Here is a 14,762-nt window from a genome sequence, read left to right on the forward strand (position 1 = left end):
AGGTTGGGTAAGAGAATCATTCTGGGAGATTTTAATATTCACTCCTGGCTCAAGTGCGTCCTTCTTTCCTGCATGGTTTCTATGCTATTGATAACGGTTTGATAACAGATCTCTTTCATTACTGGAATATCCTTCAAGGGGTATCCTTGATGAATAGCATAAGCTATCAAAAAACTATCCTGCCAAACTTTTTCATTTTTCCTGTGTTTTGCTTTAACCCATAAGGCTATCCATAAAAAATGAAACTGCCATTTATCCCGATGTAACTCCATTTCTTCGGAAAATACCGCATCCATAGCATCAGCCAACCGACAAACTTTAACTCCTTCCACAAAGCTACTGTTATGATTGACAATTTTATCAATAGTGGGATTTTCAATGTACCACGATTCTGTAAATTGCTTATTTTTAAGCCACATTTTCGAGCGCTTTAAAGATTCTGCTATTTTTTCCTGGGTAAAAGGAATAATCTGAACACTCAATTGTTCAAATACGTAATCCAAATCAAGCTTATCAGGCTTTAAACGAACACCCAGAAATTCCAGTATTTCTAAAAAATGCAAATTAGGTATATCTCCTTTTTCAACAGTAATGGCTAAAAAATGCTCCACTATTGTTTGAAAATAAGAGAAATCAACTTCACGCAAGGTCACGCTGTCTTCAAAAGCTTTATGGTAATAATCTGTAACTTCTGCTGCAGAAATCTCTGGAGTTATCCAGGCATCTTTAATGCCCAAATCATACTTTAATAATAAGCCACATAACCTGTTTTTTTTATTTTTTCTCCCGTGGATAAAAACGCCTTGCGAACCACTTCCATCCACTTCAGTTGCTTTAATCGTTATTCTTGCTTGAATAGCCTCCGTTTCAAAGGTTACTCCTTTTTTTCTTTGCGTTTTAATCCAACGATCAAAAACTCCATGATAGTGAGCAGGATACCAATGTTTGATTATTTGTAATCTTGACAGAGATGCTGGTGTCAAAGTAATTGTATCCATTAATTGATCGATAGTAGAAAGCGCTATCTCTCGTACCTCGACATTAGGATGGAGTAATGCCAGTAATGCAATATCTTTTCCTTCTTCAATACTATACAAATCAATAATCAAGTCCGCAAAAAAATCGGGGGGCATAGCGTAGCTTTGTGCAAAGAAATTCTCTGTTATATCAAATAGGGTTAAATCAGATAATTCATGGATCAAATCTTTTATGGAGTCCAAATGATTAAATTGCTCATCCACTTCCGTTGCATCATCATCCTGGCTTGCCAAGCCATAATATGCTTCTTTTAAATTGTCAGTTAGCTCAACATGCACTTCATAAAATGCATTCAGTACGGGCAACCAAAAGCTTAAACTATGCTTATGCGTATCAATAACCTCAGCTAAATGATTCATTAGTTGAGACAATAATTTTGCGGCATTTTTATTATTTGCCTCTGCAGCTGCTTGCAATTGAGCAATACAAATGTCCAGAGCAAAAACACATGCTGAGTAAATAGGAGGGCCATCATGCACTAATTCTTCGCTCAAATTATTAATAAGGTGTATTAATTCAAGGCTAATTTCCGGGTGTTGAAAAAAAAAGGCATATAATTGAGGGTCCGGTTCTGCATCTTGCTCAATCAATACAGCCATATCAGCAATTACTCGCTGCAATTCTTGAGTTTTATTAGTCATTATGTTTTTGGTACCTGCCTCGGCTTCCCATTCTCATCAATCGCAACAAAAACAAATACCCCTTCAGTAACCTGGTATTGTTCCATTTTGATCGATGAGTAAGCCCATACCTCAACCTGGATAGTCATAGAAGTATTACCCACTTTGACTAATTCAACGTGGCAGCTCACTACATCACCTACATGCACGGGTTTTAAAAAAGTCATTGAATTAATTGCAACTGTAGCGACTCGTCCATGGGAAATTCTCTTTGCCAAAACACCTGCTGCCAAATCCATTTGGGATACTATCCACCCACCAAATATATCGCCATTGGCATTAGTATTTAGAGGCATAGCCAAAGTTTGGATAGTCAACTCTCCTTTAGGTGTTTGCATCCTTATTCTCCACCACGTTTTAGTTTGGCCAAAGCATCCGCCATGGCTGTATTGAATACGGTTTTTCTGACCGGTTCCGATTTTTTTATCTTATCTTGTTTTTTCTTATGTTCTTGCTTCTTCTTAAATTCAGGTTGTTTTTGTTCTACTTGTTTTCTAGCCGACTGTGGTTTGTTTGCTTTCTGCAATACTGCAGGAGCTTGCTCATCATTCAGCCTCATACTTAAACCAATCCTTCGGCGCTCTTTATCTACTTCAACCACTTTAACTTTTACAATATCACCGGCTTTAACAACAGAACGAGGATCTGTAATAAAGCGATTGGTCATTGCTGAAATATGTACTAAGCCATCCTGGTGAACACCAATATCAACAAAGGCACCAAAATTAGTCACATTACTCACAACACCTTCAAGAACCATTCCTTGTTCCAAATCATTAATGTCCTCAACACCCTCCTTAAATTGGGCAGTTCTGAACTCTGGCCTTGGATCTCGTCCCGGTTTCTCCAATTCACGTAAAACATCTCTTATTGTTGGCAAACCAAAATTCTCATCCACATATTGTGCGGCATTAATGCTCTGCAATAATTCTCTATTACCGATTATTTCCTTAATACTGACTTTTTGGTCTGAAATAATTTTTTCCACTAAAGGATAGGCTTCAGGATGAACACAAGAGGCATCTAAAGCATTATCTCCATTCATAATGCGCAAAAAACCGGCTGCTTGCTGAAAAGCCTTTTCCCCCATGCGATTGATATTTTTTAATTGATTTCTGTTGGTAAACGCACCATGCTCATCGCGAAATTGCACAATGTTTTTAGCCAAAGTATCATTCAATCCAGAAATATGGGATAGCAAAGCCGCAGAGGCAGTATTAACATCTACGCCAACAGCATTCACGCAATCCTCGACAACACCATCCAGACAACGTGCCAATTTTGCCTGGTTCACATCATGTTGATACTGCCCAACACCAATTGATTTGGCTTCAATTTTTACCAGTTCAGCCAAGGGATCTTGCAACCTTCGTGCAATAGATACAGCTCCTCTTAGAGAAACATCCAAATCAGGAAATTCATTGGCTGCAATTTCAGATGCGGAATAAACAGATGCCCCGGCTTCACTGACAATCATTTTTGTCAATTTCAAATCAGGGTACATTTTAATTAAATCAGCGACCAATCGCTCTGTTTCCCGAGAACCGGTGCCATTTCCTATGCTGATTAAATTAACCTGATACTTCACAGCAAGCTTTGCCAAATCTGCAATGGATTGATGCCATTCATTTTGAGGGGCAAATGGAAAAATAACAGAGTAATCCAACAGCTTACCTGTCGCATCCACGACAACCACTTTAACACCCGTTCTAATTCCCGGATCAAGACCTATCGTCACTTGAGGACCTGCAGGAGCAGCCAGCAACAAATCACGTAAATTTTTAGAAAATACTTTAATGGCTTCCTCATCCGCTATTTCGCGCAGACGAGTCAATAATTCAAGCTCTAACTTAGTAAATAACTTAATTTTCCAAGTCATCCTGACAGTCTCTATAAGCCAACCATCCGCTTTTCTTTGCTTGTCAGTGACATTAAAGTAAGCCGCAACCTTATTCTCTCCATAACTGGCATCCTGATCAGGTAAAACCAGACTTACTTGCAGAATACCTTCACGCCGCCCTCGGAACAAGGCAAGTGCTCGATGAGATGGAATCTTTTTAATTGCTTCCGAATAATCAAAGTAATCAGAAAATTTATTCGCTTGATCCTTTTTATTACTGTTTCCTACTGATTTGACTATCCCGTGTTGCCATAAATACTCTCGTAATTCATTAATTAACTCGGCATCTTCAGCAAAATGTTCCATTAAAATATGTCGCGCACCATCCAATGCGGCTTGGGTGTTTTCGATCCCTGCTTCGCTATTTATAAATTGGGAAGCCTGTTCTTCAGGATCCAAAGTAGGATCTTTCCATAAAGCATGAGCTAATGGCTCTAATCCTGCTTCAATAGCAATTTGCGCTTTTGTACGACGTTTAGGCCTATAGGGTAAATACAAGTCTTCCAGGCGTGTTTTAGTTTCAGCAGCTAATATGCTTTGTTCCAATTCCGCTGTTAATTTTTCTTGCTCACGGATGGATTGCAAAATGACGGTTCGTCTCTCATCCAACTCACGCAAATAAATTAGCCTTTCAGCAAGATACCGCAATTGCACATCGTCAAGCCCTCCTGTTGCTTCTTTACGATAACGAGCAATAAAAGGTACTGTTGCTCCTTCATCTAACAACCGAATAGCAGTTTCTACCTGCGATACTTTGACCTTAAGTTCATCTGCAATAATTGCGGCTGACGCCAACATCACTTCTGCCATTCATATCCCCGTAAAACATGATAAAAATCGTCTCATTATATACTCATCACATACTATAATGCGATATAGAAATTAACCTAATATCTAAACAAACTGTCCTGATGTATACCTCTTCACTATGTTTTACCCCTTCCTAATACACCAAACATAATCATTCACTTCACTAATACCTTGATTAAATAAATGATCGTTAGGCTCCTGAATGCGTTTTTGCGATTTCAACAGCTTAATTATGGCACATTGCTGATAGGATAAAGCAACTTCTTCTGGGGAAACACTATAAGGAGGACCCTGCACTTTCTCTTGATTATATTGTAAAGTCTTTAGCAGAATACTTCCCTCAGGCTTAAGCCACTTGAGGCAAATATCGACATACACTGATCGCAATTTTTTTGGCAAAGCAACCAAAGCCGCTCTGTCATAGATGGCATCAACTGGTTCTATTAAAGTTGAATTTAAAGCAAAAATATCGGTAACCCATAAATTCATGTTATCTGTAAAGTATTGTTTTGCTTGACCTATCGTTTTCTCACGAACAGTGATTTGGTGTTCCTGAACAAACTGAATAATAGCCTTTTCAACCAGTTCAATACCAATCACATGATACCCTTGGCGAATTAACCAAAGCATATCGAGACTTTTTCCACATAAAGGAACCAGAACCCTTCCCTTAGCGGGTATATTTAAGGAAGATATATAGGCAATCAAATCCGGATTTACTTCTTCTTTATGAAAAGAAATACGTCCTTCACACCATAACTCATTCCAAAAATATTGGCCTTTGTTCACTCCACAGTCACCGATTTTGCAAGATTTCTAGGTTGATCCACATCAGTCCCTTTAGCTACAGCAACATGATACGCCAGCAACTGCAAAGGAATAGTGTAAACAATAGGCGCAAGCCAAGCACCACAAGATGGCACTTTGATTAAACGAGCTCCATTTGCTTTCCAACTTTGTGAATCATCAACAAACACAAATAATTGCCCACCTCTTGCGCTCACTTCATGTAAATTGGATTTTAATTTATCTAGAAGTTCATCATTGGGAGCAACTGCGATAACAGGCATATCCTTGTCAACCAAAGCCAATGGACCATGCTTTAATTCACCGGCAGGATAAGCTTCAGCATGTATATAAGATATTTCCTTAAGCTTTAATGCACCTTCCAGGGCGACAGGATATTGAACTCCTCGACCTAAAAACAAAGCATGGACTTTATTCACAAACAAAGAAGCCAATGATTCAATTTCTTCATTCATCTGCAAGACACGCTCACAACAGGCAGGCAATTCTTGTAATTGTCTTAAAACTTCCTGCGCGCGATTGTCATTACAAAGTGCTGCTGCCAACATCAAAAACGCTGCCAACTGTGTAGTAAATGCTTTGGTAGATGCTACACCAATCTCAACACCTGCCCGAGTTAAAAAAACACAATCCGCCTCTCTAACCAAAGTACTGGTTGCCACATTGCATATAGCTAAACTGGCCAAATAATTCGATTGCTTTGCCTTAAATAGGGCTGCAAGAGTATCAGCCGTTTCTCCTGACTGAGATACCGTGATAAATAAGGTATTGTCTGGGACAACAACATCTCGGTATCGATATTCACTTGCAATTTCAACCTGTGTAGGTAAGCCGGCAAGTGATTCAAGCCAATATTTGGCAATCATTCCGGCATGATAACTGGTTCCACATGCCACAATATGAATATTTTTTACCATTGGGAAAATATGGGATGCTTTCTCACCAAAACTTGCTCTTAGCACATCAATACTAGTAATTCGACTTTCTAATGTGTCTGTGATTACCTTCGATTGTTCAAATATTTCTTTCAGCATAAAATGTCTGTAAGGCCCTTTATTCACTATCTCGGAATCACTGTTCAATGGGTGAACCACTCTTTGGACAAGTATTCGATTGGAATCATAAACCTTAATATCCTGTGTTGTTACACAAGCACTGTCTCCCTCTTCCATGTAAATAACTGACTGGGCAAAAGATCGGAGTGCCAAGGCATCAGAGGCAATGAAATTCTCACCAATTCCAAATCCCAAAACCAAGGGACTCCCTTTGCGAATCGCAACCAATTCTTCCGGTCTTTTCTGATGAATTACTCCCAAAGCAAAAGCCCCATGCATTTCTGCTGCAGCTTTCTGTACAGCCAGTAATAAATTCTCATGCTGCTGGTAATGATAATGAATCAAATGCGCAGCAACCTCTGTATCAGTTTCAGAGGTGAATTGATAACCATTAGTAATAAGTTGTTGACGTAAATGTTCATGATTTTCAATAATTCCATTGTGAACTAATGCGATTTCTCCATGAGATAAATGAGGATGAGCATTTTGTTCAGAGGGTTTGCCATGCGTTGCCCAACGAGTATGAGCTATACCGGTATTTCCAGCGATAGCCGTCTCTTGCATAGCATCCGCCAAATTCTGCACTTTTCCCTGAATTCTTACTCGTTTTAAACGATCTTGATTATCTATGACGGCAATACCTGCAGAATCGTATCCTCTATATTCCAACCGGCGCAAGCCTTCCAATAAAATCTTGCTAATATCCCGTTCTGAAACAGCCCCCATAATCCCACACATAACCTGCTCCTCTTTTCAGCAACTGTTTTGTAGAAATAAGCTTTTTCATTCTTAGTTCATCTACTGCATGTATATAGAAAAGAGTAAAGCGCATAAGAATGGAGCTAATTTCCTGAATACCTGGTGCCTTAAATTTTATAAATAATATTCCCTCATATGAATGAAGTATATCAATAAAAAAGGGGAATTATGACATAAAGTTTTACAAATCACTAAGGTAAATTAACCTTCATCATCATTTAGAGAGTCTAGGGTTGCTTAAAAACTACTCTGGATTTACTTAAATAATCATTGATTCTGACAACTTCATCATGAAATCACCTGAATCACCGTTAATGTGATTCAGATGATGATGCCAAATTTTATTATGCGGACTCTGGCATTTTGCAAGTTACTTCGTAGCCATGTTCTTCCATCGCCAAACAAACTTCATAAGCAAGATAGTTATGTGCTCGCGTGGTTGGATGAATTTCATCCCAGAATAAATAGTCTTCTGGTTCATTACACATGTGATAGTTATTTTCACCTGGAGCAAATTGCTTATCTCGATATTGAAGAACCTGCGTATATTGCAATACGTAGTTGCGAGCAAATGGTGAGTGAATGAATGCATTGAACATGGGGAACTTCACATCGATACAGGCATCTTTTACATTGTAAAAACCATATTTCTCCGGATTTTCAAACGCTTTTTTCAGATATTGCTCTGTATTCACAAACAAAAAGTCAGCTGTTGGGTATCGCTCTTTCCATGCGTCAACTCGTTTTGCAAGGCGCTCATTATGCAGGTCTACCGCTGCATTTAGCACGTCACGATCCGTAGTTTTCACAAACTTGGGAGTATCCCCCACATGAGGTATTCCCATAATAACAAAACGCCTCGCTCCGGCATTAGCCAGCTTCAGAACTGCAGAACTCATACCATCCAATACATTGTCAATATAAGTGCTCATTACTTCAGTATTGTAATTGTCCTCAAAAAACAGGACATTAATGTAATCATTGCTTCCTGAATAAATAAAATAGAGCGTTTCATCACTTAGTTGCTCATGTTCCAGCAGATAAGCTTGCACTATCAAGCCAAGACTCGGAGGAATTAATTTTCCTACTATCAAGTTCTTGATTGTTCCCAATGGATGCCGTATCAAGTTCCAAACCGTTAATTGATAATCATAAGTGGCAGACCAGCTACCTCCAAATGCTTTGTTGAGATAAACTTCTTCATCACTTTTTTGTATGGATAGCATTTCTGCCAAGTACTCAATCCAGACACGACCATTAGAAAATCGATTTTTCCAATAAGGCTTGCCAGGCAAAACAGGGACCAACTTTACTTTGCTCACTAAATTGGCAACATAAGGAGCCAAATCATGATCAAAAAAATCAGTCACTGCAGATATTCCTGCATCAAGTACCATCTGAGGAACATAATAATCGTTAGCAAACTCTATCATTTTGTTGATAACAAAAATTTTGAAAGGAGCCACTAAGAATGCAGGGTCCTCTTCCTGACGCAGGCTTTTAAGTAAATGAGTGGTATTACCATTATCAGACAAGCTGTCTCCAAACACTACGATTGATTTCACTGGAATGGATGTGAAGCCAACCAAGGGGAGAGACAGTAGTATAATAAAGAGGCAGCGACAAATCCTGTTGTTTTGGACCATAAAAATCTCCTTATATCAAAGCCAGCGAAACAAAAGATAGCAGCTTAACCCTTAGAGTATGATCAGAATTTAATTATTGTCAACGATTCTTTAATACTTAAGTCTCAATATGCAAAAATGCAACATTACCTATTGCAAAAAGAATCGAAGCCCATGCCCGAAGAGCAATTACGAAGCTATTTGCACCGCTAAAATCCTAACTGCCCAGAAATGCATTTAATTCATTCCTATTGATTAAATTGTGAGTAAATGATAATTTTTGCGGATTGATTTTTTGTTAATCTTGTAGGTTACAACGTGAAAGACATTATTATTGCATCATTTTACAAGTTTATTCCTCTCAATGATTTTGAATCTCTGAGAGAACCCATACTCACTAAAATGCATGAAACAGGCATAAAAGGAACCATCATCCTGGCCCATGAGGGCGTTAATGGCGGGTTTGCCGGGAGTATGGAGCAAATGACTGTTTTTTATCATTACCTGCGTTCTGATTCACGCTTTGCCGACCTGCATTTTAAAGAAACCTATGATAGCAAAAATCCTTTTGATAAAGCGAAAGTGAAACTCCGTAAAGAAATAGTGACAATGGGCGTCCAGAAAGTTGATCCCTCTCATAATGCAGGGACCTATCTAAACCCTGAGGAATGGCATCAGTTTATTCAAGATCCTGATGTTATTTTATTAGACACCCGCAATGATTATGAATACGAACTGGGTACTTTCAAGAATGCAATTAACCCCGACATTGAAAATTTCAGGGAATTTCCGGACTATGTTCAGCGCAATTTAATCGATAAAAAAGACAAGAAAATAGCCATGTTTTGTACTGGAGGGATTCGTTGCGAAAAAACGACAGCCTATATGAAAGAGCTGGGCTTTCAACACGTTTACCAGCTTCATGACGGAATTCTTAACTACCTGGAATCTATTCCTGAAAGCGAATCACTTTGGGAAGGTCAATGTTTTGTTTTTGATGACCGCGTCGCAGTGGATCAAAAATTAGACCGCGTTTACCCGCAATTACCTCAGGATTACAAGTACGAAAGAGAACAGAAATAATATAGAATATATTTACTTTGCCAAAGGCTGTTCAAAGCAACAAAATTAAGAAAAGCAGTTAAATGGGATAATACATCAGTTATACTGCTTTTTTTCAATAAACTCAGATGAATTATGACTAGCAAAAAACAACCAGATTCCACCATAGCATTGAATAGAAAAGCTGGTTTTGATTACTTTATTGAAGATCAATACGAAGCAGGCCTGGTTTTGGAAGGCTGGGAAGTAAAAAGTCTGCGTGCCGGAAAAATCAATTTGTCCGATTCACACGTGATTATCAAATACGGCGAGGCATTCCTGTTAGGTGCCCAAATACAGCCCCTTCCTACCGCATCCACTCATTTTATTCCGGATCCGGTCAGGACACGCAAGCTATTGATGAATAAAAAAGAATTAAACCATCTCATCGGAAGTGTTGAAAGACAAGGCTATACCATAGTTCCTCTTTCTTTGTATTGGAAAAAAAATAAAATTAAAATAAAAATCGCTCTGGCCAAAGGAAAAAAAGAGCATGACAAAAGAGATACTATCAAAGACAGAGAATGGCAAAGAGATCGTTCCCGAATAATGAAAAAGAACACTTGAGGAGATGGTTTATGAAAATAGGTGAGGTTGTCCCCGATTTTGCATTTAACGCCACGAATAACGTACAAGGACATCTTAATGATTACAAAGGACAAATCATTGTACTTTATTTTTACCCCAAAGACGCCACCCCAGGCTGTACGACTGAAGGTCAAGATTTCAGAGATGCCTACTCACAATTTAAAGATTTAAATGCGGTTATTTTTGGTATTTCGAGAGATAGTTTAAAATCTCATGAACAATTCAAAAGCAAACAGAATTTTCCTTTTGAGTTAATCAGCGATAGCAATGAAACATTATGCCAAATGTTCGATGTGATCAAGATGAAATCCATGTATGGCAAGCAAGTCAGGGGAATAGAACGGAGTACTTTCATTATAGACACACAAGGCATCTTGACACACGAATGGCGTAAAGTGGCTGTTAAAGGGCACGTAGAAGAAGTTCTAAATGCAGTGCGATCTTTGGCGGGATAAACAAGAACTATACCTGTTGGTGATTCATGTTTTAAAAAAGTACTTTTTATAGAATATTTAATTAATTTTTGCTATTATTGTTGCGGATAAATCATCAAATACGCCCTTTTCTTAAGAGTTCAATATGTTTATCCGCAACCTGCAACTTTTTATTGTTGTCGCCTCTTGCATACTGGTTTTAATTGGTACAGATATTTTGTTACCAAGCCTGCCTAACATTGCTCACGCACTATCTGTCTCATCAAATGAAGCGAAAATGCTCATTTCTATTTTCATGATAGGACAATTTTCTACAGTTCTTATTTGGGGAGTTATTGCCGACCAGCTAGGCAGAAGAAAAACATTATTTCTGGGGATGCTTATTTTCTTTATTGGTTCAATCTTAAGTTTAAAAGCCAATTCAATTCAGCTGTTACTAGCCTGTCGATTCTTGCAAGGTACAGGCGCAGTGGTTGTCCCTGTTGCAGGTTGGGCTTTAGTCCAGGATCTCTTCCCCAAAGACGAAGGAGCCCGCATCATGACCTTGATTGGGACACTGACTGCAGTGATTCCGCTCTTTGCTCCCGCATTAGGAGGAAAATTGGATGTGCTATATGGTTGGCGTTCAAATCTTTATTGTATCGCAGTTTACTCTTTCATTTTATGCGCCATTATGCTGTTTTTACCCAGAACTATCACTGTGCAAAAAACAATAACTCCCGACCTTAGGGAAACACTGAGCATTTACATGCGAATTATAAAAAACAGAACATTTATTTCCTATATCGCACTATTTGGATTATTAAACTGTGGCGAGTGGTGCTTCCTGACTGTAGCTCCATTTTATTATTCGCACGCACATATTGCTCCTGACACAATGGGGATTTTATTAATGATTACCTCCATGGGATTTGTCTGTGGATCTTTACTGGCCTCCCGCCTATTTAATCGCCTGGGAATTGATAAAATCATAGCCTTGGGAATTCAATTGGCTTTAATGAGCAGCCTGATGTTGTTAATAGGAGAATACTTTCACTGGAGCAAATACCAACTCTATAATGCCATAACTATCGGTGTCTATATTCTAAGCTCAGCCTTGCTATGGGGCGCAACCACATCCAGAGCCCTGCAATGCTTCGATGATTGCAGAGGCTCAGCCTCTGCAATTCGCAGTTTAATATTGCTGTGCTTTGCTGCTTTTGGCACTTATTCAGGTCGCCTGGTTAATCATAATAGCCTGTTCCCTGTTGGATTGTTTTTACTTTTTATGGCCTTCATTGCATTCATCGTTTTCAATAATAAAGAATTGAAAACAGAACGGCACATGGAAAGCATACCCATTTAACTTAAAAGCAGACACTTAATAATATAATTCTTGACGGAACCAGCATAGCTCAGCACAATGAACATAGAATTCAAGGACTTCAATGCACTCCCTGCCCACGCAGGAAATTGATTCCACTTGAATTGAAGAATACTTTAGCTGACAGGGTGAACCTATGGATAATACCAATACCGGACTTAAGCTGTTCGTGCTTGATACTAATATTTTGATGCATGATCCTACTGCCATCTACCATTTTGATGAACATGATATTTATTTGCCAATGGTGGTGCTTGAAGAATTGGATAGTCATAAAACAGGAACATCCGAATTGGCGAGAAACGTGAGACAAACGAACCGTATGTTAGTAGAACTAATGAGTAATGCCACTCACGATCAAATTGTTTCAGGACTGCCTATCCCATCTTATATCAATAGCAGTAACAAGAAATGCAGTGGAAGGTTGTTTTTTCAAACAGATGAATTTGATCAAGTGGTTCCTTCAACTCTGCCAGGCCATAAAGTAGACAATACAATACTGGCAACCGCTTTAGGTCTGCAAAAAAAATATTATGGCAAAAGACAAGTTATCATTATTTCAAAAGACATCAACTTACGTATTAAAGCAGGGATATTAGGTATTCATGCTGAAGATTACTACAATGATCAAGTGCTGGATGATGTCAATTTACTACATAGAGGATTACATATTCTCGATAACAATTTTTGGGATAGTCATGCCAAAGATATGGGATCTTGGCAAGAAAGCGGTAAAACCTTTTATAAGGTGACCGGTCCTTTGGTAAGCCAATGGAATCCAAACGATTGCCTTAGTACGGAAGATAATCAGTTTCAAGCTTTGGTCAAAAAAATTGACGGCCCTAATGCCATTGTTCAACTCATTCGTGACTACACTCAACCCAAACATTCAGTCTGGGGGATCACGGCAAGAAACCGTGAACAGAATTTTTCCCTAAACTTGTTACTGGATCCCGATATTGATTTTGTCAGTTTACAAGGTTCAGCCGGTACAGGTAAAACATTATTAACCATAGCCGCGGGATTAACCCAGGTCATGGATCAAAATCGCTACAGTGAGATATTAATGACAAGAGTAACGATTCCTGTTGGCGAAGATATAGGATTCTTACCGGGTACCGAGGAGGAAAAAATGACTCCGTGGATGGGCGCTTTAATGGATAATCTTGAAGTCCTTCACAGCTCGCAAGTAGGCGGCAGTTTTGGACGTGGAGCAACTCAGGATTTGCTGCAAAATAAAATTAAAATACGCTCATTAAATTTTATGCGGGGAAGAACTTTTTTAAATCGATATATTATAATTGATGAAGCGCAAAACCTCACTTCAAAACAAATTAAAACGTTGGTTACAAGAGCAGGCCCGGGTAGTAAAATTATTTGTCTGGGGGATATCAAGCAAATTGACACCCCCTATTTAACTGAAACCACTTCCGGACTCACTTTTGCTGTAGATCGGTTTAAAAGTTGGGAACACAGCGCTCATATGACGTTGACTCGGGGAGAGCGTTCAAGGCTGGCATTTTATGCGGCTGAGCATTTATAGTATTTGTTTATGAGGATTAATAATGACTGATCAAGCGATCACTTTTGATGATGTTCTGCTCGTCCCATCATACAACCATCATGAATCAAGACGAGTTGTTGAAACAACCAGTACCGACCGGTTAGGTAAACTGACTTTAAATCTTCCTGTGATTAGTGCCAATATGGATACGATTACCGAAAGCAATATGGCTAATTTTATGCACAGTAAAGGAGCCATGGGCGCTTTGCACCGATTCATGACCATAGAAGAAAATATTCAGGAATTTAAGAAATGCAAGGGGCCTGTCTTTGTATCGGTTGGATGTACTGAAACGGAATTACAAAGAGCCGAAGCACTGCGAGATGCAGGAGCCGATTTTTTTTGTGTTGATGTGGCGCACGCACACGCCAAATACGTTGGCAAAACCTTAAAAAGCTTACGTCAGTTATTAGGAAGTCGCTGCATTATGGCCGGGAATGTAGCCACTTATGCCGGGGCAGATTATCTTGCGTCTTGTGGTGCTGATATTATTAAAGCGGGTATTGGAGGCGGCTCGGTATGCAGCACACGAATTAAAACCGGTTTTGGCGTACCGATGCTAACCTGCATTCAGGATTGTTCTCGTGCTGATCGCTCCATCGTTGCTGATGGCGGTATCAAAACCTCGGGTGATATTGTCAAAGCACTGGCCTTTGGCGCTGATTTTGTGATGATAGGCGGCATGTTAGCCGGCTCTGCCCCCACACCAGGAGAAGTTATTCAAAAGGATGACGGAACCAAAGTCAAACGTTATCGCGGCATGGCATCCAGGGAAGCGCAGGAGGAATTTCTTGGACAAATGCATGAATGGAAAACAGCAGAGGGTGTTGCGACTGAAGTGCCGTTTAAAGAGAATCCTGATGGCATTATTGCTGATATAGTGGGAGGCTTGCGTTCTGGACTTACCTATGCCGGGGCAGACTCCATCAGTGAATTGCAAAGAAAATTAAACTATGTGATTGTCACCCAGGCGGGGCGCATAGAAAGTTTACCCCACAAATTATTGGAGGGGTAACTCACCAACCTAGACAATCTATT

At 39.3% G+C, this 14,762-nt stretch carries 12 protein-coding genes; 6 read left to right on the forward strand and 6 right to left on the reverse strand.

Annotation, left to right across the window (positions count from 1 at the left end):
• Positions 1 to 38: 38 nt before the first annotated feature.
• The 6 genes from OQJ02_RS14135 to plaC all read right to left on the reverse strand — a co-directional run bounded on the left by OQJ02_RS14135 (position 39) and on the right by plaC (position 8,695).
• Positions 39 to 1,679, reverse strand: coding sequence for a lpg2832 family Dot/Icm T4SS effector (locus tag OQJ02_RS14135; RefSeq protein ID WP_265719615.1), 1,641 nt, complete (start codon positions 1,677 to 1,679; stop codon positions 39 to 41).
• Positions 1,679 to 2,056, reverse strand: coding sequence for an acyl-CoA thioesterase (locus OQJ02_RS14140; protein WP_028379003.1), 378 nt, complete (start codon positions 2,054 to 2,056; stop codon positions 1,679 to 1,681). The genes OQJ02_RS14135 and OQJ02_RS14140 overlap by 1 nt, the downstream gene beginning before the upstream one ends.
• Positions 2,057 to 2,058: 2 nt before the next feature.
• On the reverse strand, positions 2,059 to 4,428 hold the full coding sequence (locus OQJ02_RS14145; RefSeq protein ID WP_265719616.1) for a Tex family protein: 2,370 nt from the start codon (positions 4,426 to 4,428) through the stop codon (positions 2,059 to 2,061).
• A gap of 123 nt (positions 4,429 to 4,551) precedes the next feature.
• Positions 4,552 to 5,217, reverse strand: a complete 666-nt coding sequence (locus OQJ02_RS14150; protein WP_265719617.1) for a thiopurine S-methyltransferase — start codon at positions 5,215 to 5,217, stop codon at positions 4,552 to 4,554.
• Complete coding sequence (glmS, locus tag OQJ02_RS14155; RefSeq protein WP_265719618.1) at positions 5,214 to 7,028, reverse strand: glutamine--fructose-6-phosphate transaminase (isomerizing); 1,815 nt, start codon at positions 7,026 to 7,028, stop codon at positions 5,214 to 5,216. Before glmS ends, OQJ02_RS14150 begins: the two co-directional genes overlap by 4 nt.
• Positions 7,029 to 7,393: 365 nt before the next feature.
• Positions 7,394 to 8,695 carry a lysophospholipase/glycerophospholipid:cholesterol acyltransferase PlaC gene (gene plaC / locus OQJ02_RS14160; RefSeq protein ID WP_265719619.1) on the reverse strand — a complete coding sequence of 434 codons (1,302 nt, stop codon included), beginning with the start codon at positions 8,693 to 8,695 and terminating at the stop codon, positions 7,394 to 7,396.
• 297 nt (positions 8,696 to 8,992) lie between these two features.
• Between plaC and OQJ02_RS14165 the strand changes: the two genes are divergently transcribed.
• The 6 genes from OQJ02_RS14165 (at position 8,993) to OQJ02_RS14190 (ending at position 14,739) form a co-directional block, all read left to right on the forward strand.
• The gene (locus OQJ02_RS14165) at positions 8,993 to 9,757 is read left to right on the forward strand and encodes a rhodanese-related sulfurtransferase (protein ID WP_265719620.1); all 765 of its coding nucleotides are present in this window, start codon (positions 8,993 to 8,995) and stop codon (positions 9,755 to 9,757) included.
• Between the two features lie 114 nt (positions 9,758 to 9,871).
• The gene (gene smpB, locus OQJ02_RS14170; RefSeq protein ID WP_265719621.1) at positions 9,872 to 10,342 is read left to right on the forward strand and encodes an SsrA-binding protein SmpB; all 471 of its coding nucleotides are present in this window, start codon (positions 9,872 to 9,874) and stop codon (positions 10,340 to 10,342) included.
• Positions 10,343 to 10,353: 11 nt separating this feature from the next.
• Positions 10,354 to 10,818, forward strand: a complete 465-nt coding sequence (locus tag OQJ02_RS14175) for a peroxiredoxin (RefSeq protein WP_265719622.1) — start codon at positions 10,354 to 10,356, stop codon at positions 10,816 to 10,818.
• A 124-nt stretch (positions 10,819 to 10,942) separates the two neighbouring features.
• Positions 10,943 to 12,142, forward strand: a complete 1,200-nt coding sequence (locus OQJ02_RS14180) for an MFS transporter (protein ID WP_265719623.1) — start codon at positions 10,943 to 10,945, stop codon at positions 12,140 to 12,142.
• Between the two features lie 154 nt (positions 12,143 to 12,296).
• Positions 12,297 to 13,703 carry a PhoH family protein gene (locus OQJ02_RS14185; protein ID WP_265719624.1) on the forward strand — a complete coding sequence of 469 codons (1,407 nt, stop codon included), beginning with the start codon at positions 12,297 to 12,299 and terminating at the stop codon, positions 13,701 to 13,703.
• Positions 13,704 to 13,725: 22 nt separating this feature from the next.
• Complete coding sequence (locus tag OQJ02_RS14190) at positions 13,726 to 14,739, forward strand: guanosine monophosphate reductase (RefSeq protein ID WP_027222966.1); 1,014 nt, start codon at positions 13,726 to 13,728, stop codon at positions 14,737 to 14,739.
• Positions 14,740 to 14,762: the final 23 nt, after the last annotated feature.

This window comes from Legionella sp. PATHC032, from assembly GCF_026191185.1.
In the GTDB taxonomy this organism is placed as follows: domain Bacteria; phylum Pseudomonadota; class Gammaproteobacteria; order Legionellales; family Legionellaceae; genus Legionella.